Below are 24416 nucleotides of genomic sequence, written 5' to 3'. Positions count from 1 at the left end.
GGGCCCTAGGCGGTCAGCACCGGCGTCAGGGCAGCGCCGGTGCTGAGAGGCGGCGCCGGGGGGTTGCGCCGCTGGCTTACGGGGCCCGTATGTCAGGGGTGTCTGAACGGCGTACGCCCGCGTGGTCGGACCAATGTCGGGGTGTGACCGGGGGCGTTTTCCCTCTCAGCATCGTGGTGGATGCGGAGCGCCGGGCGCAACCGTTTCGACCGGATACGGTCGGCCCCAGGCGTCCCCGGGGCCGACCGCCCTTAGGTGGTGACCGGGCTGCTGTCCCCTGCCGACCGGTCACCTCGCCGAAGCGAGGTCCCACGACGGGCCGCCTGAATCACCACAGGGGCCGCGTCTCATCGCTGCGGCGGATCTGAGCCACGCGTGGATTTTCCGGGCCGCCCCTGGCTGGCGCGGCACCGGGCACAACGAGCCCGCGCGCGGGCCGGTCACGCGCCGTACGGGTGATGACGTGCGAGGCAGGGCGCCTGTCGCGGATTCTGTGACCATTCTGTGAGCAACTGTGAAGGCAACCTTTCGGCCATTCGCCTGGTCATGTACGTGCAAACGCACGGCCATCCCGCGCCCCACCGCGACGGCCTTCCACACGCGTATCGCCCCCAGGGGATACGTACGGACCCAGAGAGGTCTTCATGAAGCTTCGCCGCGCCCTGGCGGCCGCCGCCGCGACGGCCGCCATAGCCCCCGCCGCGCTTCTCGCGGCCCCCGCCGCCTTCGCGGAGACGCCGCCGAGCGAGAGCCCGGCGCCGTCCGCCTCCGAGACCGTGACGCCGCCCCCGGAGGACCCGGCGCCGTCGGAGACCCCGACCGACCAGGCCACGCCGACCACCCCGGCGCCGTCCACGAGCGCCACCCAGGCTCCGACCCCCGGCGACCCCTCTCCCTCGTCCACCCCGACCGAGACCGCCACCCCGACCCCGACGCCGACCTCGACCGAGGAGCCGGGCGACGGCGAATGCGCGGACGACGGGGACTACAACGAGGACCCGGAGCTCAGCACGACCCTGGTCGGCCTGCCGTCCAAGGTCGTGGCGGGCAGCGGCTTCCACGGCTTCAGGTTCCAGGTGAAGAACGAGTCGGACCGCGCCTACCAGCGGGTCGACTTCGGGCTCTTCGCGGGCACGGTGCACGAGTCCGCCCCGGACGGGACGGGCAAGTACCTGACCCTGCAGTACAAGGACCCCGAGTCCGGCGCCTGGAAGGCGATCTCCACCGACGAGAGCGACCCGGGCTCCGGCTACATCGGCTACACCGATGTGCGCCCCCACGAGACCCTTACGGTCGACCTCCGGCTGAGCGTCGCCAACAGCGCGCCCGAGGGCTTCGGCTACGCCATCAGCGTCGGGGTGTACGCCGACGACGAGGGCAACTGCGTCTACTCGACCGGTGAGTACTACGAGTTCGACGTGTTGAAGGCGGGTTCGGAGCCGGGCCATGTGCCGCCGGCCGACCCGAAGCCGCAGGGTGGCAAGAAGCCGCTGCCGCACAAGCCGGAGGGCGACACGGAGATCAGCCCGAAGGGCAGCCTGGCCGAAACGGGTTCCTCCTCCGCGCTGCCGATGATCGCCGTGATCGGCGGAGTGGCGATGGCCGCGGGCGGAGGCGCGGTCTTCGTGGTCCGTCGCCGTCGCGCCACGGTCTGACGGTCCTCGCGACGGCTCTGAGGGGCGCCGTACGGGCTGTTCTCCGGCCCGTACGGCCGTCCCAACGCCCAGGCGCGCGGCGGAGGCCCGTACGGCCGTCCCAACGCCCAGTTGCCCGGCGCTCGGGCACGCGGCGCTCAGGCGCGCGGCGGGACCTTCGGCACCGGCAGCAGCGGGAGCCTCAACGCCCCGAAGGCGTCCGCCGGTACGGCGGGGCTGCGCGGCGGGACGGGCCGCAGGCGCTCGTACGGCGCCTCCGGGGCCGGGCGCGGGTCGGACTCGCCCTTGTTGGGCCACAGGGACATCGCCCGCTCGGCCTGTGCCGTGATGGTCAGGGACGGGTTGACGCCCAGGTTGGCCGAGACGGCGGCGCCGTCGACCACATGGATGCCCGGATGGCCGTAGAGCCGGTGGTACGGATCGATGACGCCCTCTTCCGGGGACGCCCCGATCGGGCAGCCGCCGAGGAAGTGGGCGGTCAGCGGGGTGCCCATGAGCTCGCCGACATTGCTGCCCGCGAAGCCGTTGATCGAGTCGGCGATGTGGCGGGCCGCCTCGGCGCCCTCGGGGATGTGGTCGGGGTTGGGCTCGCCGTGGCCCTGGCGGGCGGTGAGCAGCCCCTTCCCCGGCCCCTTCGGCTTTCGGTAGGTGGTCAGCGAGTTGTCGTGCGTCTGCATGACCAGGCCGATGATGGTCCGCTCCGACCAGCGGCGGTTGGACAGCGAGCGCACGGCCAGGGTGGGATGCCGGAGGTTGGCGCCCAGGAAGCGCAGCCAGCGCGGAACACGCCCGCCGTGCGGGATCTGCAGGATGGAGAGCATCCCCATCGCGTTGGAGCCCTTGCCGTAGCGGACGGGCTCGATATGGGTGTTCTCGTCCGGGTGGATGGACGAGGTGATCGCGACGCCCCGGGTGAAGTCCGCCCGCCCCTCCCCGCCCCGCGCGCGGCGGTAGCGGCGGTCGGTGGTCTGCGCGCCCACCAGGGCCTCGGAGTTGGTGCGGGTGAGGATGCCGAGCCGCTCCGAGACGCGCGGCAGCAGCCCCTTGTCCCGCATCGTGTGCAGCAGCGTCTGGGTGCCGTAGGTACCGGCGGCGAGGACGACGTACCGGGAGCGCAGCGCCTTCGGCTTGCCCTTACGGCGGTTGTCGGTCGGGACGGTGGTGACCGTATAGCCGCCGTGCGGGTCGTCGCACAGGGCGACGACGGTGGTCATCGGGTGGACCACGGCTCCGGCCCGCTCGGCGAGGTGGAGATAGTTCTCATTGAGGGTGTTCTTGGCGCCGTGGCGGCAGCCGGTCATGCACTCACCGCACTCCGTGCACGCCTTACGGGACGGGCCCGCGCCGCCGAAGTACGGATCGGGAACGGCCCCGCCCGGCGCGGCCTTGGTGGTGCCGTCGGCGTCGTGGCCGTCCCCGAAGAAGACCCCCACGGGCGCCATATGGAAAGTGTCGCCCACGCCCATCTTCTCGGCGGCCGCCTTGAGGTGGACATCGGAAGGGGTGAGGGTGTGGTTGAGACGTGCCCCGAGCATCCGCCGCGCCTGGTCGTAGTACGGGCTCAGCTCCTCCCGCCAGTCGGTGATGTGCCCCCACTGGCGGTCCCGGAAGAACGGCTCGGGCGGTACGTAGAGCGTGTTGGCGTAGTTGAGCGAGCCGCCCCCGACCCCGGCGCCCGCCAGCACCATGACCTTGCCCAGGACATGGACGCGCTGGATGCCGAAGCAGCCGAGGGCCGGGGCCCAGAGGTAGTTGCGGAGGTCCCAGGAGCTCTTGGGCAGGGTTTCGGGGGTGAACCGGCGGCCCGCCTCGAGGACGCCGACCCGATAGCCCTTCTCGGTCAGGCGCAGGGCCGATACCGATCCGCCGAATCCCGAGCCGATCACGATCACGTCGTAGTCGAAGTCACCGTCGGCGCTGTCGTCGAAAATGTCGACGTCGAGGGCGTCCACGGTGCCGAAGTCCTCTTCGTGGCCGGGCTTTTGTGCCCGCTTTTGGGCAGACCTCTCCCCTGACACTGGTACCTCCATTGAAATGTGCTGATCAGCGCAGGCGCAGTGCCTTGAGCGCACGCAGGCTGCGGGTCATGAAGTCCGCGTATTTCTCGTCCGTCATCCCGAAGGCCGGGCCGAGCGGCATCAGCCGCTGCTGGGCGACCGTCTGCGGTTCGGTGAACCTGAGGATGCCCTCGGAGCCATGGCGGCGGCCGAGTCCGGAGTCGCCCATGCCGCCCATGGGAGACGCGACACTGCCGAAGGCGGCGGCGTAGCTCTCGTTGAGGTTGACGGTGCCCGCGCGCAGCCGGGTGGCGATCGCGCGGCCGCGCCGGGAGTCCTTGGTCCAGACGCTGGCGTTCAGACCGTAGGACGTCGCGTTGGCGCGCTCGACGGCCTCGTCCTCGTCGCGGAAGCGGTAGACGGAGACGACCGGGCCGAAGGTCTCCTCGGTACAGACGGCCATCGGGGACTCCACGCCGTCCAGGATCGTCGGCTCGTAGAAGTACGGGCCGATGTCGGGGCGGGCGCGGCCACCGGCGAGCACCGTGGCGCCCTTGGAGACGGCCTCGTCCACATGGCGGGTGACGGTCTCCAACTGGCGCTCCGAGACGAGCGAGCCCATCTCCGCCCCGTACGCGAGGGCGGTGCCGAGCCGCATGGCCTTCGTACGGGCAGCGAAGCGCTCCAGGAAGTCGTCCGCGATCGACTCGTGGACGTACAGCCGCTCCATGGAGATGCACAGCTGTCCGGCGGAGGCGAAGCTTCCGCGCACCGCGCCGTCGACCGCGCGGGCGAGGTCGGCGTCACGCAGCACCAGCATGGCGTTCTTACCGCCGAGTTCGAGGGAGCAGCCCACCAGGCGGGCGGCGGCGGCCTGGGCCACCTCGCGGCCGGTGCGGGTGGAGCCGGTGAACGCGACGTAGTCGGCGCGCTCGACCACGGCGGGGCCCACCACCGGGCCGTCCCCGATCACGATCTGCCACACCCCGGCCGGAAGTCCGGCCTCGACCATGAGCTCGCGCGCCCACAGGGCGGACAGCGCGGTCTCGGTGTCGGGCTTCATCACCACGGCGTTGCCCGCCACGAAGGCGGGGATCGCATCGCCCACGGAGAGCTGGAGGGGGTAGTTCCAGGGGGCTATGAGGCCCACGACCCCGCGCGGCTGGCGCAGTTCGGTGACCTTGGTCAGGGTGGGCACCGCGCCCAGATGCCCCTTGGGGCGCAGATACGCGGGCGCCTTACGGCCGTAATGGCGGGCCACGATGGCGACGCCCTGGATCTCCTCCTGGGCGTGCAGCCGGGTCTTGCCGGTCTCCAGCTGGATCAGGTCCAGGATCTCCGGCTGGCGGCGCAGCAGCAGATCGTGGAAGCGGAGGAGGACGGCGGCGCGCCGGCGGACGGGCGTCGCGGCCCAGGCCCGCTGGGCGGCACGGGCGTTCTCAAAGGCGGTGGCGACGTCCTCGGGAGTGGACTCGGGCAGGGCGGCGGCGAGGACTTCCCCCGTGAACGGGGTGTGGCTGACGGTGGTGCCGCTGCCGCCGACGCCCCGGGTGAGCCGGGTGACCAGCTCGGGAGTGACGACGTCGGCGGCGGTGCGGGTGCCTTCTGGGGCGACCGGATTGCCGGCGCCGCCCTGTGTGATGTGCGAGTCCGTCATGGGGGCGAGAGTAGGCCCGCCCGGCGGCTTTGGGTACCCGGCGGTAACAACTTTCGTCCCGTGGCCCCGGGCGGACCCGGCCGACTCCCTCAGAGCTTGTCGATCTTCAGATTCCGCACGATCCGCTCGTAGAGCTCCTGGCCGTCCCTCTGGGCGTCGCCGTTGGCGGGCATGGAGACCGTCAGATCCCAGGCGACCTTGGCCTTGTTGACGTAGAGGTGATCGCGCTTCACGTACCGGATGGGGTTCTTGTTGCTGCTGGTGCCGTACGGCAGATAGGAGGTGGTGACGTCCCGCGCCTCCTTCCCCTGCTGCTTCGATCCGGCCTTCTCGCTCTTGGCCTCCTCGACCGTCGCCCCGCCGCCGTCCTTGTAGAAGGCCACGATCTGGTCCGCCGCCGCGTCGAGGTCCGCGGGGTCGTTCTCGCCGTCGGGGGTGGACCGCCGCAGGGAGACGCTGAAGACACCGCTGGGGTCGTAGTACGTGACCACCGGGTTGTCCGAGTCGCTGTCGTCCTGGACCCGCCGGTACTCGCCCGGCACGGCCAGGGACGCGCCCACGACATCGCGCTCCTCCCGGACCGTCCAGCCCGGTGGCAGCCCCTCACCGGAGAACGGCTTCATGATCGTGAGCACCAGGGCGGCCGCCACCACCAGCACCAGACCGCCCAGCCCGAGCTGCGCCTTACGGTTCTTGTGCAGGATCGGCGGCACGAAGCGGCTGCCCGTGGACTGCCCGCCGCCCGGCGGGTATCCGGCCGTGGCGAGCATGGTGGGCACCGACTGCGGCTCCCGCGCCGCCGCCAGGGCCTGCCGCACCTCGGGCACCGCCGGGCGCATCGCCGGGTCCTTGCGCAGCAGTTGCATGATCAGCGTGGCGAGCGGGCCGGTGGCCCGCGCGGGGACCTGCGGTTCGGAGCCGAGCACGGCCTGGAGGGTCGCGGGGGCGTGGGAGCGGCGGAACGGCGACATGCCCTCGACGGCCGCGTACAGCACGACACCGAGCGACCACAGGTCGGACTCCGGCCCCGGCCGCTGGCCCAGCACCCGCTCGGGCGCGATGAACTCGGGCGAGCCGACGAAGCCACCCGTCTCGGTGAGCCTCTGCTCGCCCTCGATCTGCGCGATGCCGAAGTCGGTGAGCACCACCCGGTCGCTCCGGCCGAGCAGCACATTGTCCGGCTTCACATCCCGGTGCAGCACGCCCGCCTCATGGGCCGCCGCCAGCGCGCCGAGCACGGCGAGGCCGATCCGGGCCGCCTCGCGCGGATCCAGCGTGCCCTCCGTCAGCCGGTCGCCCAGCGACTGGCCGCGCACCAGCTCCATCACGATCCACGGGCGGCCGTTCTCCACCACCACGTCGTGGACGGTGACGACTGCGGGGTGGTCGATCCGCGCCGCGGCGCGCGCCTCGCGCTCCATCCGCTGATAGACCGTCTGCCGCTCGCGCTCGGGGAGATGGTCGGGAACGCGCGGCTCCTTGACCGCGACATCGCGGTCCACGATCTGGTCGTGCGCCCGCCAGACGGTGCCCATACCGCCGTGGCCCAGGCGGGAGACGAGCTGATAGCGGCCGCCGATGAGCCGCCCGCTGCTCGGATCCTGCGCGGCGGGCCGGTCTCCGGCGGGCGCCGCTTCGCCAGATCGCTGTCCGGCGGGAACCGCTTCGCCAGGCCGCTGTCCGGCGGGCGGCTGGGCGCCGCCGCGCGGATCGGCGAGCTGCGTCGGCTCGTACGCGCCCCGCGACGGCCCCGCCGCCCCGCCCCCGGCCTCCTGGCCCGGCTGCCTGGCCCCCTGGGATCCCTGATGCGCCTCATGTGCCCCGGGCGCCTCGGGTGGCGGCTGCGGCGCCGGCACCGGGGCCGCCGGAGCGTGCGGTGGCGGCAGGCTGTAGCTGGTGGGCTCGTTCACCCGTCCCCCGTCGTTCGTCATGCGCCCATCATTACCCAGTCGGCGGCACCGCTGTGGAGACGCCGTGGGCGCTCGTGACAAAGCCGTTGCGACGTCGCTCAGTTCCCCGCGCCGGGGCGTGCGAACGTGGCGGCGGCGGTGTCGAAATGCCGCTTGCCCAGGGATTTCTCACCCACGGGGGCAGATAGCCACAGGTCGTACATTTTGCCGTTTTCATTCCAGCTCAGGTCGTATGTCTGCCGTGAGCCGCCGTCGTCGGCCGAGCCGTTCCAGATGAACGCCCACAGGGCGGCGGGGCGGTCGTTGTGCTCGGTCTCGATGACCTGGCCGCTGCGGTAGCCCGGATAGTCCTGCGGGCCCTTGGCGTCCGCCTTACGGCTGAGCCCGAGCGGGCCCTCGGGGCTCTGCTCCTGAACGTGGATCCCGATCCGGAACTCCATACCGGGCGAGTTGTAGTAGACCCGGGGCGCCTTGTACTCGCGGGCGAACCCCTCGGGCACGGCGAGCGAGAAGCCGACCGGGTCCTTGACCAGCTCATAGCCCTCGGGGATCCGGTCCGACGGGCTCGCCGTGGGCTCGGAGTCCTTCACGGGCCGCTGCGGCGCCTTCTCGGGGGCGCCCGGGCTCCGCGAACTCCCCTTGTCGGCGCTCTGGCTCGTACGCCCGCCCAGCGCCGCGTCGCCGTCACCGCCCCCGTCGTCCAGCAGCGCCACGACACCCGCGGCCACACCGGCGAGCGCGACCACCGCCGCGGCCGCCATAAGGACCGTACGGCGGCGCCCGCCACGACCCCCGGAACGGGAACCGGCGGCGGGGGCGGCCGGGTGCGCGGAAGCGGGGAACGGCGCGGGGGAGGACACCGGAGACACCGGGGGCGGCACGGGTACGGACGCCGACGAACCGCGGCCGTCCGGCCCGAACGGCACGCTGGGCTGCGTCGGGGTGTACTCCAGCGGGATCTCCGGAGTGTCGCCCACCTCCTGGGCCATCAGCAGCATCCGCTCGACCTCGTCGGCGCTCAGCCGCTCCTCAGGAGCCCGCCGCAACAGCCCCTCGATGACCGGCGTCAGGGGCCCTGCCGCCTCCGGCACGGGGATCTCGTCGAAGACGACGGCGTGCAGCACCCCGGCCAGCGACTCGCGGTGGAACGGGGATTCGCCGCCCACCAGCGTGCAGAGCAGCACCCCGAGCGACCACAGGTCCGACTCCGGCCCGGTCCGCCGTCCCGACATCCGCTCCGGCGCGGTGTATTCGGGCGAGCCCACGAACGAACCGGTCTCGGTGATCGTGGTGGACCCGGTGACCTGCGCGATCCCGAAGTCCGTCAGTACGACCCGGCCGGTGCCCGACTCCACCAGCACGTTGGCGGGCTTGATATCGCGGTGCAGCACCCCGCGCACATGCGCGGCGCGCAACGCGCCCAGCAGCGCGGCCGCGATCCGCCCCGCCTCTCGCGCCCCGACGGGGCCGTCCGCGCCCAGCCGGTCGGCGAGCGAGAACCCGTCGACCAGCTCCATGACGATCCAGGCGCAGTCGTCCTCCTCGATCACATCGTGGAGGACGATCACGTTCGGATGCTTGATCTGTGCGACGGTCCGGGCCTCGCGCAGGGTGCGCTCGCCGCGCAACTGCGAGTCGAAGGCCGTGAGCCCCTCGTCCACATGGAGTTCCTTGACCGCGACATCGCGGCCCAGCAACTCGTCGACGGCCCGCCAGACCGTGCCCATCCCGCCGCGTCCGAGCCGTGTGGCCAACCGGTAGCGGTTGGCGATCAGACGGCCTTCTCCCCCGGTACCCATGGGCTCATCTTGCCTCACCCCACCGGGGCCCTCGAACACCGGACCACCGACCCGCCCTCATGGGCGATTGAGCCCGGGCGCGCCATACGGGAACGTAGGGCCTGCCGATGTTAGAGGGGCGGACCGCGGCCGCCCCTTATCGGGTACAAAGCGGCCGCCCCTTATCGGGTACGAAAATGGGCCGCCCCGCAGCGGGGGTCCACGGGGCGGCCAGTCAGAGGGGGACGGGAAGGGTCAGCCAGTGACCTTCCACGTCCGGGAGCCGCTGAGCAGCTTCCGCAGGGCCGGGTCCTTCACCGCACTCGTGGCGTCCGTCGCCTTCGCGGTGACCTTGTGGGTCGTTCCGTCGCTCGGGACGCCCAGCGACGCCGGTGTCACGCTCGTCCTACCGTTCGCGGCGGTGACCTCCGCCCCGTCCACGTACCACTTCAGCGACGCGCCCTCGGGCACGTCCACCTCGATGCCCGCCGACCGCTTTACGGCCGTCGCGGTGGCCGTACGGCTGCTGAGGGCGCCGGCGTGGCGGTAGAAGCCCGCGATCATCGCCTCGCGGCCGGGGAGGCTGAACTCCCGCCCCAGGGTGCGCATGATCGAGTTGTCCGTGGGGCGGTTGATGCCCTTGGGGTAGTAGCGGCCGCCCTCGTAGGCGCCGACCGTGCCGCCGTCGGGCGAGGTCTGGCCGATCCAGCGGTACCACTTCTTCTGCTGGGCGGTCAGCTGCGCCGCGCTCAGCTTGGTGGCGTTGGACTCGTCGGGCTCGGCGCCCGTGTAGGTGCCGTACTCCGGGTAGAAGTACTCGTCGGCCAGCTTGCCGAGCGAGTGGCCGGTCTCGTGGACCGCGATCTGGTCGGAGTCGGCGTGGTCGGAGGCGGCGGTGGCGATGCCGTCATAGCCGACCTGCGAGGTGAGGGTGTAGCCCGCGCCGCCGTACTTGGTGGAGTTGGACAGCACGACCACCAGATCGGCCTGCGGCGCCTTGGCCGCGTACGACTCGACCTTCGCAGTGTCGACGCACAGCAGCCGCTCGGTGCCGTCGCACCAGAAGTACGAGCCGAGGGCGGTGTCCTTGACGACGTCCTTGGACGGGTCGCCGGAGACGCCGGACTGGTTGGAGACGGCGTCCACCGTCCAGACGTTGAAGAGGTCCTTGTACGAGGCGTAGGGCTGCACGGCGGACATCTGCTCCCACTTGGAGCGCGCGTCGGCGTGGAAGTCCTCCTGCTGGCCCGCGGTGTATCCGTCGCCGATGAAGACGACGTCCAGCTTGTCGGCCGTGGTGCCGTTGTCGACGACCGAGCCGACCTGGCCGTCGGCGGCGGCCTCCTTGGCGGACAGGGAGCGGGCGGCGCGGGCCAGCCGCTCGGGAGTGGCGGCCGGGACCTCGGTGTGGCGCGGGTGGCCGCCCGGTCCGGTGAAGTACTCCACGTCCAGGGCGCGCTGCGACGAGGCGGCGTCAGCGGCGGCGGCCGAGCCGGACGCTCCCGGCGACGCCGTGGCCGGCGCGGTCATGGCCGCGGCCGCCGCCAGGGCGATGCCTCCGGCGACGGCCGCGGTGCGCAGGGGGATGCGGCCGCGTATGCGGCTCCGTATGCGTCTGCGCACGGTGGCTCCCGAAGTCCTCGCGATAAGCGGCCAGTTAAGCAGGATTAATTCGCCGCTCAACCTAAGGGGTCCGGGTGTCGGGGGCAATGGGAATTAGGGAAGTGGCTAGGAAATCGGGCACCGCACAACCATGCGGCGCGCTCGTCGCTCAACTCCTCCCGCGCACCCCATCCCGCACCCGCCCAGCCCCTCCCGACCTGCCGCTCAGCCCCTCCCCGCTCACTCCCTCCCGTCGCGCGCCAGCCGCAGCAGCCGGTCCAGCACCCGGCGGCCGCCCGCCCGGATCCCGTCGTGCTCGAACTCGTCCGTCACCCAGGTGCGCACGCCCCGGATCGCCCGCGCGGTGGCCAGGGAGTGCTCCGTGTCCACGTACAGGTCGTCGTGGTAGATCACGGCGGCCACCGGCACGGTGTTACGGGCCAGCCGCTCGGTGTCGTACAGCGGGCCCCAGCCGGTGCGCGCGGCGAGCAGCTCGGCGGTGCGGGCGAGTGGGCGCAGCGCCACGTGGGTGTCCAGCATCCAGGGGTGCACCGTCTCGCCCGTAAGGAGCACAGGACGGTCCTCCGCGACCGCCTTACCGGCGTCGAACGCGGGGAATTCGGCGCGGATCCGCTCCGCGGCCCAGTCGGTGGCCCGGCCGTCCTGGGCGTAGGTGGACTCCAGCAGGAGGCTGAAGAGCGGGGTGGCGGCGCGGGAGAGCACGGCCGCCACCTGCTCGCGGAAGGCGTCGCTCAGCCGCGGCCCGTCGGCGGTGGGCACGAACGCGTCCTCCAGCAGGTAGTGCAGCCGGTGCGAGCCGTCGCCGGTGCCGAGCAGGAAGCCGAGCTGCTGGAGGGCGGGGACGGTGAGCCGGGTCCCGTCCGTCAGGACCTCCTCGTGGTCGGTCAGATGCCGCACCAGGGCCCGTACGGTGTCCGCGTCCCGCGGATAGCGGGCGTAGTGGGCGAGGGTCTTGCGCTCCATCCGCGGATAGGCGGTCCGGTAGACGGCGTCCGCGTCGGTGCCGGGGTCGATCGCGGGCAGTCCGCCGGCCAGCAGCACCGCGTCCAGCCCCTCGGGCGCGTGGGACAGATAGCTCACCGCGCAGAAGCCGCCGAAGCTCTGCCCGAGCACGGTCCATGGGCGGTCCCCCATGAGGCGGTGCCGGATCAGCTCGCAGTCGCGGACGATCGCGTCGGCGCGGAAGTGGGAGAGGTACTCGGCCTGTTCCCCGGGTCCGCCGCGCAGCGGCAGGGTCTGGCGGTTGGCCGGGGTGGAGCGGCCGGTGCCGCGCTGGTCGAGCAGGAGCACGCGGTATTCGTCCAGCGCGCGGTCCAGCCAGCCGGAGCGGCCCACCGGGCGGTCCGCGCCACAGCCGGGCCCGCCCTGGAGGTAGACCAGCCAGGGGAGCCGCTCGCGCTCGGCGGCGGATTTGCCCGCGGCGACGACCTCTCGTGCGTAAAGCCGGATCAGCTCGCCCTCGGGAGCCTTATGGTCGAGCGGTACGTCGAAGTGATAGTCGGCGAGGAGCAGTTCCGGCTGACGGACGGTCGTCACGGCGCCCGGCCCGGCCGGTACCGCTGTACTTGCCTGCTGCATCCTTCAATCCTTACGTTAAATGGACTTAGCCCGGCGATTAAGTTACCGCCGGGGAGAAGAGGGCACGGTGGCCGACAGAAGCGCCGGTGACGGACGGGCGGCGGGAACGGTGACGGGGGCGGCCGGGGCGGAGTCGACCGCCGCGATAGGACGCCGGGTGCTCAGACTGCGTACCGAACGCGGCTTCACCCAGCGGCAGCTGGCCGAGCCCGCGTACACCGCCGCCTATGTCTCCACCCTCGAGGCCGGGAAGGTGCGCCCCTCAGAGGCCGCGCTGCGCCATCTCGCGGACCGGCTCGGCGTCAGCTACGAGGAGCTGACCACCGGCCGCTCACCGCGCGACGCCACCCGGCTGCGCGCCGCCGTCACCGACGCCCGGCGGGCGCTGGCGACCGGCGCCGCCGAGGACGCCGCCGTGCTCTTCGCGGAGGTGCGCGACGAGGCGGAGCGGCTCGGGTTCGCCGAGGAGCGCTCGGCGGCCCTGCTGGGGCTCGGCGACTGCGCGCTGGAGACCGGTGACCTCACCGTCGCCCGGGACCACTTCGAGGCCGTGGAGCGGCTGCTCGCCGGGGAACCGCTGCCCCGCCGGATCCCGGCGATCCGCGGCCGGGCCGTGGCCCATCTCCTCGCGGGCGAACTGCGCTACTCCTGCTATCTGCTGGAGAGTTCCATCGACGAGCTCAACGCCTCGGGGCTGCACGACCCGTACGCGCTGCTGCTGCTCTATACGGCGGCCATCGCGCCCTATATGGACATGGGGGCACACGCCCGTGCCGTACGCGCCGCGGAGTTGGCGCTCGCGCTGGCGCCGAGCGTGGACGACCCCGGGCTGATCGCCCGGATGCACCGCGGGGTGGCCCGCACCCTGATCGCCGAGGGGCGGACGGCCGAGGCCGACGCCTCCCTGGCCAAGGCGCAGGAGCTGTACGAGCAGCTGCGCATCCACACCGACCTGGCGCACTGCCACTGGATGCGCGGCTATGTGCACGCCCAGGACGGCAATCTGGAGCGCGCCGAACGCGAACTGCGCACCGCCCGCGACATGCTGGCCTCCAAGCGGGCCGCTCTGTTCACCGTGCAGGTCGAGGTCGAGCTGGCGGATGTACTGCGCCGTCGCGGCTGTACGGCGGAGGCGGAGGCCCTGCTGCTGCCGCTGCTGGCGACCTCCCCCGCCGCGGGGGCCGCGAACACCGCCGGAGACCCGGAGGCGGCGCCGGGCGAGTCCGGGCCGGGCGAGGCCGGGCTGACCGCCGACCGCGGCGCGGTCCACGCGGGCGGCGCCCACCGGCTGCTGGGCCTGATCGCGGACGAACGGGGCGACGCCGAGGCCGCGGAGGAGCACTACTGCGCGGCGCTGTCCCTGCTCGAACGCACCGGCGCGGCCGGTGACCTGGCCGACCTGTGCCGGCTGCTGGGCGATCTGCTGCGCCGGGAGGGCCGTCAGGAGGCCGCGATGGACGCCTACCGCACCGGGCTCGGCCACCGCGCCGCGCCCGGCACCACCACCCTGGGCCCGGCCCCCGCCGAACCCCCCATGTGAGGCGTCCATCGGCCCCTCCCCGCCCCCACCGACCGCCCGCCCGGCCCCTCCCCGTAGCTTTTCGGGGGCCGGCCGGCGCCTGGGTCGCCGGGCCGAGCGCCTGGTCGGGGCGCACCGCACGGCGGGCGGTCGGAGAGACGAACAGGCCGCCGCGTGTGGGGGTCGCGGCGGCCTGACCGCGGCAACGCCCCGCTGCCGTGTCCGCCGATCGCGCATCGGGAGGCACTCCGGCGCGGTCACGGGGCTGGGGTTCGGGACGACCCCACGGGGTGATGCGGCTTGCGATCCACTCTGCCTGCTGGGAGCCGCCGTGGAAATCCACCATTGGTCTGCCGTCACCCCCTCCGACCGGCGGGGGTGTTCCCGCCCACTGACGGAGCCAACCACTCCATATTCGCTCTCCGATGAGGCAGGCTGTCCGGGCAATGGGCATGACAGCTGAGGACAGGGAGCGGCCGGTGATCCGTGTGGCTGTAGTGGACGACGAGGCGCTCGTACGATCCGGTCTGCGACTGATCCTGGGCACGGCCCCGGATATCGAAGTGGTCGCCGAATGTTCCGGAGCCACCGCGGTGGACACGGTGCTGGGCAGCAAGGCCGATGTGGTGCTGCTCGACATCCGGATGCCGGACGCCGACGGGCTCAGCGTCCTCAGACAGTTGCGGGCCGCGCCCGCCTCCCCCGCCGTGGCGATGCTGACGACCTTCGACGTCCAGGAGTACCTGGCGGCCGCGCTGCGCGCCGGGGCCGCGGGCTTCCTCCTCAAGGACACCGATCCGGAGCAGCTCGTACGGGCCGTGCGCACGCTCGCCGAGGGCGGCAGCGTCCTCGACCCGGCCGTCACCCGCGCCGTGATCGGCGGCTATCTCGCAGCCGAGGCGGAGGCGACGGCCGCCGAGGCCGTCGAGGCGCTCACCCCGCGCGAACGCGAAGTGCTGACGCTGCTGGGCGAAGGGCTCGCCAATCCGCAGATCGCCGAGCGGATGGGGCTGGCGCCCAGCACCGTCAAGGACCATGTACGGGCGGTGCTCGGCAAGTTGGGCGGGCTCAACCGCGTCCAGGCGGCGATCGTCGCCGACCGCGCCGGGCTCGTCACCAGCCGTCCGCCGATAGGTGGCCCCCGATGACCGTCTCCCCGCTGCCCCCGCCCCGGAACTCGTCCCCCGGCACGCCGGGCACGCCCGGCGCGTCCGGTACGCCCGGCGCGTCCCCGGCCCCGTCGCCCGCGCCCGCACCCTCCTCCTCGCCGCCGCCCGCCCCGGTCTCCCGGCGGCGGCCGCCGCAGCGAGTCATGCGCTGGGGCTCGCTGATCGTCCCCGTCCTCCTGGCGGTCGCCGACGCGCTGCTCGTCAACGGCGTCACCTTCGGCCTGGAGCTCAACGTCTCACTGGCGGCGGCGGCCGCACTGCTGGTGCGCCGGAAGCTGCCCGCGCTGGTCTTCCTGGTCACGCTGCCGGGAATCCTCATCGGCTACGTCTGGTTCGCACCGATGATCGCCCTCTACACGGTGGCCCGACTCCGCCCCGACCGGCGGCTGCTGGGCATCTCCGCGCTGCTGCTGGCCGCCGCGCACTTCATCCCCTGGCCGGTCTCCGACTTCGAGCCGACCGCGTACCGGGAGAACACCCTCACGCTGATCGACGCGTGTGTGACCTCCGTGGGGCCCATCGCGCTGGGCCTCCTGGTGCGTACGCGCGGGGAGCTCGCCGCCCGGATCGAGGACCTGACCCGCAGCCGCCGCCGCGCCGACGAGCTGATCGCCGAGCAGGTGCTGTCCACCGAACGCGCCCGGCTCGCCCGTGAGATGCACGACGTGGTCGCCCATCAGGTCAGCCTCATCAGCCTCCAGGCCGGTGCGGTGCAGATCAGCGCGGAGGACGCGAAGGCGCGGGAGGGCGCGCGGACCATCCGCGAGCTGTCCGTGCGGACCCTGGACGAACTCCGCCATATGGTCGGCATCCTGCGCGCGGCGGGCGGCGACCACGAGGAGCTGACCCCGCAGCCCCGGCTGGCCGACCTGCCCCGGCTGATCGAACTCAGCGCACTGGACGTCAGCTTCGAGACGGACAGCGCGACCCAGCGGCCGGGCCACTCGGAGGCGGTGGAACGGGCCGCCTTCCGCATCGTCCAAGAGGCGCTGACCAACGTCCGCAAGCACGCGCCGGGGGCGCGGGTGACCGTACGGGTCAACGACGCGCCGCCGGAGGGGGCGAGGGCGGCGGACGGGCCGGGAGGGGATCGCGAGGCGGTTCGGGGAACGGCTCAGGAAGCGGCGTCCGGGACGGCTCAAGGAGCGGCGTCCGGGACGGCGCCTGCGACGGCGTCCGGGACGGCGTCCGGGGCGGCTCAAGCGGCGGAGGAGACGCGGGGCCTGCGGGTCGAGGTGCGCAACGGCCCACCCGACGCCTCCGCCGTGGCCCCGGGGCTGCCGGGCGGCGGTCACGGTCTGGTCGGGCTGCGGGAGCGTGCCCAGTTGCTGGGCGGCACGCTGGAGGCCGGGCCCACGGAGGAGGGCGGCTTCGTCGTACGGGCCGACTTCCCCAAGACCCCGCGCGTCACGGGTCCGGCATGAGCGGGCCGCGTATCGCCCCGCACACCGCCCCGGGCGCACCCGTAGGCGTACGGACGCCCTTGGGCGGAAGGACGGCTCCGGGCACCCTAGGCCGACAAGGGGTCGACCGCGTCCTCGTCGTCCTCGTCCAGCTCCGTGGCCGCCCCCAGGTCGGGGTAGACGTCGAACAGCCGCCGCACCCCCAGGGCCGCCAGCACCCGGTGCACATGCGAACCGTGCGCGGCGTCCTGCGGCGGCAGGATCAGCCGCAGCCGACCCGAGCACGACCGCATCAGCCGACGCGCCGCGATCAGTACGCCGACCCCGCTGGAGTCGCAGAACCGGACCTCCGAGAGGTCCAGAACCAGCCAATGGCGGCCCTCGGCGACCGCGTCGTGGACGTGCTGCCGGACTGCGGGCGAGGTCACCAGGTCCATCTCTCCCGAGACCTGGAGAACCACCCACTCCCCCCGCCGGTCCTCCATCACCTTCAACGTCACGCGCCCGAAGCCCTTCGCTCGCCGCTAACCGGAATTCGCTGTTCCCGGGCGGCTGCCCGCCCGTCGGCGCATGAAACTCCCCCAGGCATACGCCTTGAGGGACGACCCTATGCCGCGCCGAAGCGTTTCGTCTCCCCGATCCTGCGCAAAGTGACCGTCCCAATACCATGCGCGGCCTCGTTCTCACGCACTTTGCCTGATGGACGCGTGTTGTGAGAGCCACCGGCATTACATTCGATATGAACGTGGGCATAGTGCCTGGAGGGTCGGCCGGACAACTCGGGATTGGGGGCCGCATGGCGAATGACGCACCGCCCCGCTGGGACCGCAGGATGCAACAGCGCCTGGCGCGCGGCGAAGCGGCCGCGCTCGCCGAGCTCTATGACCGATTTGCCTCACTTGTCCACGCTTTGGCGTATCGGGTCCTCGAGGACGACACCGGCGCCGACCGCGTCACCCGGGAAGTCTTCGGCTATGTCTGGGAGAACCCGGACGCGTACGACCCCCAGCAGGGCTCGCTGCGCGCCTGGATCGCCATGCTCACCCAGCGCCAGGCGGTGCACCGGCTGCGCGCGTCGCAGACCGCCTCGGCCCGCGGTGACACCCTCACGAGCGAGGCCCTGGAGGAGCGGATCCGCGAGGCGTCCGTGGCCGCCCGCGCCGACTACATCGTCACCTCCATGCCCGCCCCGCTGCGCGCCGCCCTGGAGCTCGCCTACTTCGACCGCCGCGACTACCGCCAGGCCGCGGCCGCCCTCGGGGTGACCGAGGACGAGGCCAGACGCCGCCTCCGGCTGGGCCTCCAGCTGCTGTCCACGGCCCATGTCCAGCCGCCCCGCGCGGTCTCGCCTCCCGGCTACGGACGGGCGCTGTGACCGGGCGCGGCGGGCCGGACCCGTACGACGACGCCTACGGCGAGAGCTCCGGCGGCTCCGGGGACGGAAGAGACGGGCCCGGACGGGGCAGCGACGCGGCTCCGCCGCCCCACCCCGCCGGGCCACCACGCATACCGCCGCCGCGGCCGGCCGCCGAGGACAGCGGCCACTGGCCGGGCGCCCTGGACGGCGGCATCCCCGCCCCGCGCCCGCCCACGGCGGACGAGACACGGGCGGACGAGACACGGGCGGACGAGGCCCGAGCGGACGAGGCCCTAGCGAACGAGACACGGGCGAACGAGGCATCGGCGGATTGGACACCGGACTCGGGACCGGTGCCCGGACCTGAGCCCGGACCGGAGCCCGATACGGCACCCAACCCGGAACCCGCCGCGGGCTCCGAACCGGAACCGGCCCCGGGCCCCGCCCCGGAAGCGAATCCGGAACCGGAACCCAAATCGGATCCGCGCCCGGAACCAGAACCCGAGCCACGTCCGGCCCCGGAACCCCCCGCCTCCGCGGCGCTGCCCGCGCCCGCGGCCGCGCCCATCGCACCGGCCCCGCCCCTGGCGGCGCCCACGCCCTCCGCGGCCCATCCGCTCTCGCACGACCTGCTCCGCTCGCTGCTCGGCGCCTGGGCGCTGACCGCGTGCTCGCAGGAGGAGACCTCCGCCGTCGAGGCGCATCTCAACCACTGCCCCGCCTGCGCCGAGGAGGCGCTGCGGCTGCGCGACGCCGTCGGACTGCTGCACACCGAGCACAGCCTGGACCTGGATCCGATGCTGCGCTCCCGGGTGCTCGCGGGCTGTCTGGGCCGCCGCCCGGCCCGGATACCCATGCCCGGCTGGGCCAGTGCCTACGACGCCGAGGCCGCTCGGCTGGACGCGCTGCTGCGCGACATGGGCGAGGCCGAGTGGCGTGCGCCGGTGCGGCTCAAGTGGTTCGACGGGCGGCGGCTCACCGGCCGGGACACCACGGTCGCCGGGGTGATCGGCCATCTGATGGTCGTCGACGGCATCGTCGCCGCCTCCCTGGGCCTCCCCGACCCGATGGGCGCCGCGATGGGCCCCGCCGCCCCCGGCTCACCCCTGGCCCGTACGGAGGCGTACTGGCACCACGAGCCCGGCGCCGCGTACGGGGCCGGTCCGCCCGGTGCGGTACGGGAGTTGTGGCGCGAGCAGGGCCATGCCCTGGTCCGTACGGTGTCCTTCGCCGGGCGCGGGGTCGCGGAGCTCGATGTGCCGTACGGGGACTTCGCGCTGCCGATCCGCGACGCGTTCCTCGACCGCGCCCTGGAGTGCTGGGTGCACGCCGGGGACATCGCCGAGGCCATCGACTACCCCTATGAACCGCCGGCCTCCGCCCACCTCAAGGCCATGATCGACCTGTGTGCCCGGCTGCTTCCGGGGACGCTGGCCGAGCGGCGCCGGGCCGGGCTCGCGTCCCCGCCCCGCCGGCTGGTCGAGGCGGGCACCCCGGGCCGTACGCTCCACCTCCAGGTGGAGGGCACGGGTGGCGGCGACTGGTACATCCCGCTGGACTCCCCGGCGGCGATGGCCGCGCCGGAGGAGGCGGTGGCGACGATCGCGCTGGACCAGGAGGCGTTCTATCTGCTGGCGTCCGGGCATGTGCCGCCGCAGGAGGCGGCGGCGGGCCTGTCCGGGGACACCGAGGCGATCCGGGATGTGCTCTTCGCCACAGCGTCCCTGTCCCGCCTCTGAGACAGCGTCCCTGTCCCGCCTCTGAGGAGCGCGGCGTCCCCGAGGAGCGCGGCGTCCCCGAGGAACGCGCCGATCGGCCCTAGTCGAAGACGACCGTACGGTGCCCGTTGAGCAGCACCCGGCGCTCGCTGTGCCACTTCACCGCGCGGGCCAGCGCCTGGCACTCCACATCGCGGCCGACCGCCACCAGCTGGTCCGGGGTGAGCCCATGGCCGACGCGCTCGACCTCCTGCTCGATGATCGGGCCCTCGTCCAGATCGGCGGTCACATAGTGGGCGGTGGCCCCGATCAGCTTGACCCCGCGCGCATGCGCCTGGTGGTACGGCTTGGCGCCCTTGAAGCTCGGCAGGAAGCTGTGGTGGATGTTGATGATCTTGCCCGACAGCTCCTTGCACAGGTCGTCGGAGAGGACCTGCATATAGCGGGCCAGCACCACCAGTTCCACATGCTCCGCGCGGACCAGGTCCAGCAGCCGGGCCTCGGCCTCCCGCTTGGTGTCCTTCGTCACGGGGATGTGGTGGAACGGGATCCCGTAGGAGCCGACCAGCGCCTGGAAGTCCGTGTGGTTGGAGACCACTGCGGCGATCTCGACCGGCAGCGCGCCGATCCGCGACCGGAAGAGAAGGTCGTTCAGGCAGTGCCCGAACTTGCTGACCATGAGCAGGATGCGCATCTTCTCGTCGGCGCGATGGATCTCCCAGTCCATCTGGAAGGACTCGCCGACCGCCGCGAAGCTGGCCCGCAGATCCTTCACCTTCACCGGCGAGACGGCGCGGAAGGCCACCCGCATGAAGAAGAGCCCGGTGTCACGGTCCCCGAACTGCTGGCTGTCCTCGATGTTGCAGCCGGTCATGAACAGATAGCTCGACACGGCGTGCACGATGCCCTGCTTGTCCGGGCAGGACAGCGTGAGGATGTACTGGTCGGGGACCGGATGCGACTCGCTCATGACTCCATAGCGTCCCACACCCGCGACAGCGCCCCACACCCGCGACGTCGTTCAGACCGCCTGCGTCATGATCGCCAGCACTTCGAGGGTGCGCGGCGGGATGTCCGGATCCTCGCCGTCGTTGGTCGCCAGCCGCACATGGGCCTCGCGGGCCGCCCGTACGGCCTCCGGCCAGCCATGGTGCTCGAGGTACGCCGAGACGGGGGCGTCCGCGCCCGCCTGGTGCATGATCCTCAGCACCCGCAGCACGGCGACATCGACCAGCGCCGCCTCCTGCGAGTCACGGAAGATCGTGCCGACGTACTTCTCGGCGGACCAGTTGTCCAGCCAGGTGTCCTCGACCAGCCGGTAGACGGCGTCCGTCACATCGCCGTACCCAGGCTGGCCGGCCAGCCAGCACTCCTGCTGGAAGACGGGATCCGAAAGCATATGCAGCGCCGAGCGCACATTGGTGCGCCAGCGCCACCAGGGCATGTCGTTGACAGGCATGACCCCCATGGTGGTCGAGCGGCGGGCGCGACGGGAAGACTTCTCCGAACCTTGCACAGTCACCGATCGTACGTTCTTCACACATAGAGACGGATCAGCCCCCGCTGTTCACCTCTACGTCACCATTCCTTGTCTTGTCATAGCGGCTGCGTTCCTCGCGAAGCACCAAGCTCGCTTGCCATGACCGGACGGCGACGCCCCTCCTCCCGCCCCTTTCGAGCCGCCGTCGCGGCACTGTGTACGGCGGTCGGCGCGTCGCTGCTGTCCGGCTGCGGCGCGGTGCTGCCGAACAAGGGCGACAGCGACCCCATCACGGTCATGACCTGGGCCCCGGAGGGCACCAAAGCGACCAATATGCCGGGAATGCCCGCCATGGCGAAGGCATTTGCCCGCTGGGTCAACGACTCCGGCGGCATCCACGGCCGCAAGCTCGAGGTCGTCACCTGCAACGAGCGCAACGACGCCGTCCAGGCCGCCGGCTGCGCCCAGCAGGCCAAGGAGGACAAGGCCGTCGCGGTCGTCGGCTCGTACAGCCAGTATGGCCGGTCCTTCATCTCCCCGCTGGAGGTCGCCGGTATCCCCTACATAGGCGGCTACGGGCTGACGCAGGAGGAGTTCGACAGCCCCTACTCCTATCCGGTCAACGGCGGCCAGGCCGCCCTGCTGGTGGGCAACGGCCGCCAGTTGGCCTCCCGCTGCGAGCGCACCGCGCTGGTGCGCCCCGACACCATCGCGGGCGACGAACTCCCCCAGCTCCTCAACACCGGCCTCAGGGCGGGCAATCGCGCCGACGCCCATGACGTACGCGCCCCCGAGGGCGCCGGCGACTACAGCAAGCAGGCCACCACGGCTCTGGAGGGTGTCGGCGCCGACAGCTCCCTCGGCGGCGCCGACCAGGGCGCGACCCTGGAGAGCTCGTGCGTCACCGCGGCGCTCGGCAACCGCACCGGCACCTTCTTCGACTCCTTCCGCCGAGTGCAGGAGAACCATCCGAAGGTGCGGATAGCCTCCATCCTCGGCGGCGTCCGGCAGTCCCTGATCGACTCCACCGGCGGCACCTCCAGCCCCCTGGAGGGCACCTACGCCACCGGCTGGTACCCGGCCGGGGACGATCCGCGCTGGAACCCCATGAAGAAGGTCATCAACAAGTACGCCTTCGACGACAACCGCATCGACCCGGCCGACCCCGGGACGCAGACCACCTGGATCGGCTACACGGTGCTGCGCTCGGTGCTGATGTCCCTGCACGCCGACGACATCAGCGCCCGCACCGTGCGCAACGCGCTGGACAACGGCCACGCGGTCAACACCGGCGGGCTGACCCCGACGCTGCGCTGGGGCTACGACGACACGCTGCACGTGCCCAACTACTCGCGGATCGTCAACGCGGACGTCACCTACCAGATGGTGCGCGACGGCCGGCTGGTGGCGGTGCGCAAGGGCTTCGTCAACGTGTCCAAGATCCTGGAGCGCTACCACCCGGCGGACTGAGCCACGGGTTGACCGTGGCCCACGGGTTGACCGGGGCCCACGGACCGACCGGGGCCCACGGGCTGGGCCGGGGCCCACAGGCTGGGCCGGGGCCCACGGGCTGGGCCGGGGACGGCAGCAGCGCCGTCCCCGGCCGCCCGGTCACAGGTCGGTGGCCTGGCGCGAGGTGAGGCCGTACTGGGAGGCGATCGGGTTCCACAGCCCCGAGGCCGTCTTCTTGGCCTGGGTCGCCTCGCCGCTCGCCCGCTCGGCCGCCCCCACCCGGGGCGAACGGCGGGCCTTGCCCTTGGGGCAGCCCTTCTTGCCGCCGACCTGGTCGGCCCAGGCCGCGTACTCGTTGTCGGCCCTGGCCGAGGACTTCCACGCCCTGGTGAGCGACGCGGTCAGCCGCGCGTGGTCGGGCAGCTTGTCCACCGACAGCTTGCCCAGCCGGGTCACCAGGTCATTGCGCTGGCCCGCGGCGGTCCGCAGATCGGATGCCGCGGTGGTCAGGTCCTTGCAGGACTTGATGTTGTCCACGGCCTTGATCACCGACGCCCGGCTGTTGTTGCTGTCGGCGAGCAGCGCGTCCAGCGCCTTCGCCTGCGTCTCGACGGGGTCGGGCGCCTTGGACGACTCCGCCGCGCTCGGCGAGGCGCTGCTCAGCGTCGAGTTGTCCTTACCGTCGTCGTCGCCGCCCATACTGAGCACGGCTCCCGCGGCGAGTCCGGCGACGGCGCAGCTCGCCACCACCACGACGCCGATGATCATGCCCCGCGACATCCGGCGCCGCCCACCGCCGCCATGACCGCCGTCACCACGACCGCCGGACGGCGGTTGCGGAACGTCCGGACCGAACTGCGGAAGCTGCTGCGTCTCATCGGCGCCACCGCCACCGGCACCGCCGGAGTCGCGGAACAGACCGTCGAACTCCGAGGGCGGCGGCCGGTCCCCGGGACGGCCGGGACGGATCGCGTACGGGGCGCTGCCCGGCCGCTCCGGAATCGGCGCGGGCGCGGCGGGCGCGGCGGGCGTGGGCGGGAGCACCGCGGTCTCCTCCGCGGCCGCGGCCGCGGGGGGCTGCTGGCGGTGGGCGCCCCGGCGGCCGGGGCGGACGGCGCGCAGCTGGGTGGTGGACTCGGCCGGTGACTCGGGCCGGTTCTCGGGCGGCAGCGGCGCGCTCTTGACCGGGGCGAGCGTGGTGGTAGGGGTGTCCAGGGGCGGCGGGGCCTCACCCGGGACCGGGGGTATGACCTGGGTCTCGTCCGCGTCCCCGGCGGGCTGCGGCGGCATCACCTGGGTCTCGTCGGCGGCCTGGTACGGCGGCTGCTGAGGCTGGTACGGCGGCTGCTGGGGCTGGTACGGCGACGGGACGTTGTACGGCGGCTGGGCGTTGTGCGGCGGCTGGGCCGGTCTCTCGGGAGTCGTCCAGCCCTGCTGCTGCCCGTACGGCGGCGTCTCGGGCGGCGGCGGGGCACCGAACTCGGCCCGCGGGGGCAGTTCCCCCTGCGGCGGCGGCGCGCCGAACTCACCCGGCGGCGGCAGTTCGCCCTGCTGCGGCGGTTCCGGAGCGCTCTGCGGCCCCCAAGGCTGCCCCCACGCCTGTCCCCCGGCCGGGGCGGCCCCCTGTTGGGCGTCCGAGGGCCTGTAGTCCCCCTGGGCAGGCAGCACAACCCCCTCGCGCACGGGGTGCGCGGGCGGGACCGCGGGAAGCCGCGGCTCATTCCCCTGACCGCTCTGCGTCACCGGGACTCCTTGGTTATACGGAACGACGGAATCGTCGGGTCACGCTACCGGTTCCCCAGCGGGCGCGGTGCCCATGAGCTCATCGGGACGGAGAGAGACTGGTCACCGCGACATGGGGCACATCACCACGATCGGGGGCGATATGAACCCCATCCGTACCTGCGGTAAACACAACGCAACACACTCCACAACACCCATGCCTCACCACACGCGCATCAGCCACCACAACACAACGCGCCCGTAGCACCCACACCGCTCAACGCCCCACAACGCCCGGCGCCCGGCGGACGCCCCGGGCCGAACCCCGGGCCGGATCCCGGGCCGAACCCCGGACCCAATCCCAGCCGATTCGCAGGCCGAATCAGACCGGACCCCAG

At 72.6% G+C, this 24416-nt stretch carries 17 protein-coding genes; 7 read left to right on the top strand and 10 right to left on the bottom strand.

Features of this window, described 5'->3' with window-relative positions; genetic code table 11:
* Positions 1–644 precede the first annotated feature (644 nt).
* Positions 645–1655 (top strand): LAETG motif-containing sortase-dependent surface protein, encoded by a 1011-nt coding sequence (locus ACMTAK_RS29005; protein WP_413808900.1) that lies wholly within the window; start codon positions 645–647, stop codon positions 1653–1655.
* 137 nt (positions 1656–1792) lie between these two features.
* Here the strand turns inward: ACMTAK_RS29005 and ACMTAK_RS29000 are convergent, their stop codons facing one another.
* The 6 genes from ACMTAK_RS29000 to ACMTAK_RS28975 all read right to left on the bottom strand — a co-directional run bounded on the left by ACMTAK_RS29000 (position 1793) and on the right by ACMTAK_RS28975 (position 12198).
* Positions 1793–3673, bottom strand: a complete 1881-nt coding sequence (locus tag ACMTAK_RS29000) for a GMC oxidoreductase (protein ID WP_413808899.1) — start codon at positions 3671–3673, stop codon at positions 1793–1795.
* A gap of 25 nt (positions 3674–3698) precedes the next feature.
* Positions 3699–5309 (bottom strand): succinic semialdehyde dehydrogenase, encoded by a 1611-nt coding sequence (locus ACMTAK_RS28995; RefSeq protein WP_413808898.1) that lies wholly within the window; start codon positions 5307–5309, stop codon positions 3699–3701.
* A gap of 89 nt (positions 5310–5398) precedes the next feature.
* Complete coding sequence (locus ACMTAK_RS28990; RefSeq protein WP_413808897.1) at positions 5399–7240, bottom strand: serine/threonine-protein kinase; 1842 nt, start codon at positions 7238–7240, stop codon at positions 5399–5401.
* Between the two features lie 77 nt (positions 7241–7317).
* A complete protein-coding gene (locus tag ACMTAK_RS28985) occupies positions 7318–9018 on the bottom strand; it encodes a serine/threonine-protein kinase (protein ID WP_413808896.1) in 1701 nt (566 codons plus the stop codon).
* Between the two features lie 234 nt (positions 9019–9252).
* Positions 9253–10620: a M64 family metallopeptidase gene (locus tag ACMTAK_RS28980; protein WP_413808895.1), complete on the bottom strand. Its 1368-nt coding sequence runs from the start codon at positions 10618–10620 to the stop codon at positions 9253–9255.
* A gap of 219 nt (positions 10621–10839) precedes the next feature.
* Positions 10840–12198: an alpha/beta fold hydrolase gene (locus ACMTAK_RS28975; protein ID WP_413808894.1), complete on the bottom strand. Its 1359-nt coding sequence runs from the start codon at positions 12196–12198 to the stop codon at positions 10840–10842.
* A 109-nt stretch (positions 12199–12307) separates the two neighbouring features.
* On the opposite strand from ACMTAK_RS28975, the gene ACMTAK_RS28970 reads away from it, so the two are divergent.
* The 3 genes from ACMTAK_RS28970 (at position 12308) to ACMTAK_RS28960 (ending at position 16310) form a co-directional block, all read left to right on the top strand.
* Complete coding sequence (locus ACMTAK_RS28970; RefSeq protein ID WP_413813024.1) at positions 12308–13738, top strand: helix-turn-helix domain-containing protein; 1431 nt, start codon at positions 12308–12310, stop codon at positions 13736–13738.
* Positions 13739–14196: 458 nt separating this feature from the next.
* The gene (locus tag ACMTAK_RS28965; RefSeq protein WP_413808893.1) at positions 14197–14865 is read left to right on the top strand and encodes a response regulator; all 669 of its coding nucleotides are present in this window, start codon (positions 14197–14199) and stop codon (positions 14863–14865) included.
* Entirely contained in the window at positions 14862–16310 is a 1449-nt protein-coding gene (locus tag ACMTAK_RS28960) for a sensor histidine kinase (RefSeq protein ID WP_413808892.1), read from the top strand. The genes ACMTAK_RS28965 and ACMTAK_RS28960 overlap by 4 nt, the downstream gene beginning before the upstream one ends.
* An 86-nt stretch (positions 16311–16396) precedes the next feature.
* Here the strand turns inward: ACMTAK_RS28960 and ACMTAK_RS28955 are convergent, their stop codons facing one another.
* Positions 16397–16774, bottom strand: coding sequence for an STAS domain-containing protein (locus ACMTAK_RS28955; protein ID WP_020870562.1), 378 nt, complete (start codon positions 16772–16774; stop codon positions 16397–16399).
* Positions 16775–17085: 311 nt separating this feature from the next.
* Between ACMTAK_RS28955 and ACMTAK_RS28950 the strand changes: the two genes are divergently transcribed.
* A complete protein-coding gene (locus ACMTAK_RS28950) occupies positions 17086–17664 on the top strand; it encodes a sigma-70 family RNA polymerase sigma factor (RefSeq protein WP_413808891.1) in 579 nt (192 codons plus the stop codon).
* Entirely contained in the window at positions 17661–19385 is a 1725-nt protein-coding gene (locus ACMTAK_RS28945; RefSeq protein WP_413808890.1) for a zf-HC2 domain-containing protein, read from the top strand. The genes ACMTAK_RS28950 and ACMTAK_RS28945 overlap by 4 nt, the downstream gene beginning before the upstream one ends.
* Positions 19386–19464: 79 nt before the next feature.
* Here the strand turns inward: ACMTAK_RS28945 and purU are convergent, their stop codons facing one another.
* Both purU and ACMTAK_RS28935 read right to left on the bottom strand, forming a co-directional pair.
* The gene (gene purU, locus ACMTAK_RS28940) at positions 19465–20334 is read right to left on the bottom strand and encodes a formyltetrahydrofolate deformylase (protein WP_413808889.1); all 870 of its coding nucleotides are present in this window, start codon (positions 20332–20334) and stop codon (positions 19465–19467) included.
* 51 nt (positions 20335–20385) lie between these two features.
* Positions 20386–20832, bottom strand: a complete 447-nt coding sequence (locus ACMTAK_RS28935) for an SCO4402 family protein (RefSeq protein WP_044573757.1) — start codon at positions 20830–20832, stop codon at positions 20386–20388.
* Positions 20833–21003: 171 nt separating this feature from the next.
* On the opposite strand from ACMTAK_RS28935, the gene ACMTAK_RS28930 reads away from it, so the two are divergent.
* Complete coding sequence (locus ACMTAK_RS28930; protein ID WP_413808888.1) at positions 21004–22314, top strand: ABC transporter substrate-binding protein; 1311 nt, start codon at positions 21004–21006, stop codon at positions 22312–22314.
* 141 nt (positions 22315–22455) lie between these two features.
* Here the strand turns inward: ACMTAK_RS28930 and ACMTAK_RS28925 are convergent, their stop codons facing one another.
* On the bottom strand, positions 22456–24039 hold the full coding sequence (locus ACMTAK_RS28925) for a hypothetical protein (protein ID WP_413808887.1): 1584 nt from the start codon (positions 24037–24039) through the stop codon (positions 22456–22458).
* Positions 24040–24416 lie beyond the last annotated feature (377 nt).

Source organism: Streptomyces lacaronensis (assembly GCF_047337785.1).
Classification (GTDB): Bacteria; Actinomycetota; Actinomycetes; order Streptomycetales; family Streptomycetaceae; genus Streptomyces; species Streptomyces lycopersici.
Note: the sequence above shows the minus strand (reverse complement) of the source record. Positions and strands in the feature narration are given on the sequence as shown.

Bases quoted from the DNA above. Each gene is read 5' to 3' on its own strand.
- ACMTAK_RS29005 (WP_413808900.1), top strand. From the start codon at position 645: ATGAAGCTTCGCCGCGCCCTGGCGGCCGCCGCCGCGACGGCCGCCATA.
- ACMTAK_RS28975 (WP_413808894.1), bottom strand. From the start codon at position 12,198: ATGCAGCAGGCAAGTACAGCGGTACCGGCCGGGCCGGGCGCCGTGACG.
- ACMTAK_RS28960 (WP_413808892.1), top strand. From the start codon at position 14,862: ATGACCGTCTCCCCGCTGCCCCCGCCCCGGAACTCGTCCCCCGGCACG.
- ACMTAK_RS28935 (WP_044573757.1), bottom strand. From the start codon at position 20,832: ATGGGGGTCATGCCTGTCAACGACATGCCCTGGTGGCGCTGGCGCACC.
- ACMTAK_RS28990 (WP_413808897.1), bottom strand. From the start codon at position 7,240: ATGACGAACGACGGGGGACGGGTGAACGAGCCCACCAGCTACAGCCTG.
- ACMTAK_RS28930 (WP_413808888.1), top strand. From the start codon at position 21,004: ATGACCGGACGGCGACGCCCCTCCTCCCGCCCCTTTCGAGCCGCCGTC.
- ACMTAK_RS28985 (WP_413808896.1), bottom strand. From the start codon at position 9,018: ATGGGTACCGGGGGAGAAGGCCGTCTGATCGCCAACCGCTACCGGTTG.
- ACMTAK_RS28995 (WP_413808898.1), bottom strand. From the start codon at position 5,309: ATGACGGACTCGCACATCACACAGGGCGGCGCCGGCAATCCGGTCGCC.
- purU (WP_413808889.1), bottom strand. From the start codon at position 20,334: ATGAGCGAGTCGCATCCGGTCCCCGACCAGTACATCCTCACGCTGTCC.
- ACMTAK_RS28955 (WP_020870562.1), bottom strand. From the start codon at position 16,774: ATGGAGGACCGGCGGGGGGAGTGGGTGGTTCTCCAGGTCTCGGGAGAG.
- ACMTAK_RS28950 (WP_413808891.1), top strand. From the start codon at position 17,086: ATGGCGAATGACGCACCGCCCCGCTGGGACCGCAGGATGCAACAGCGC.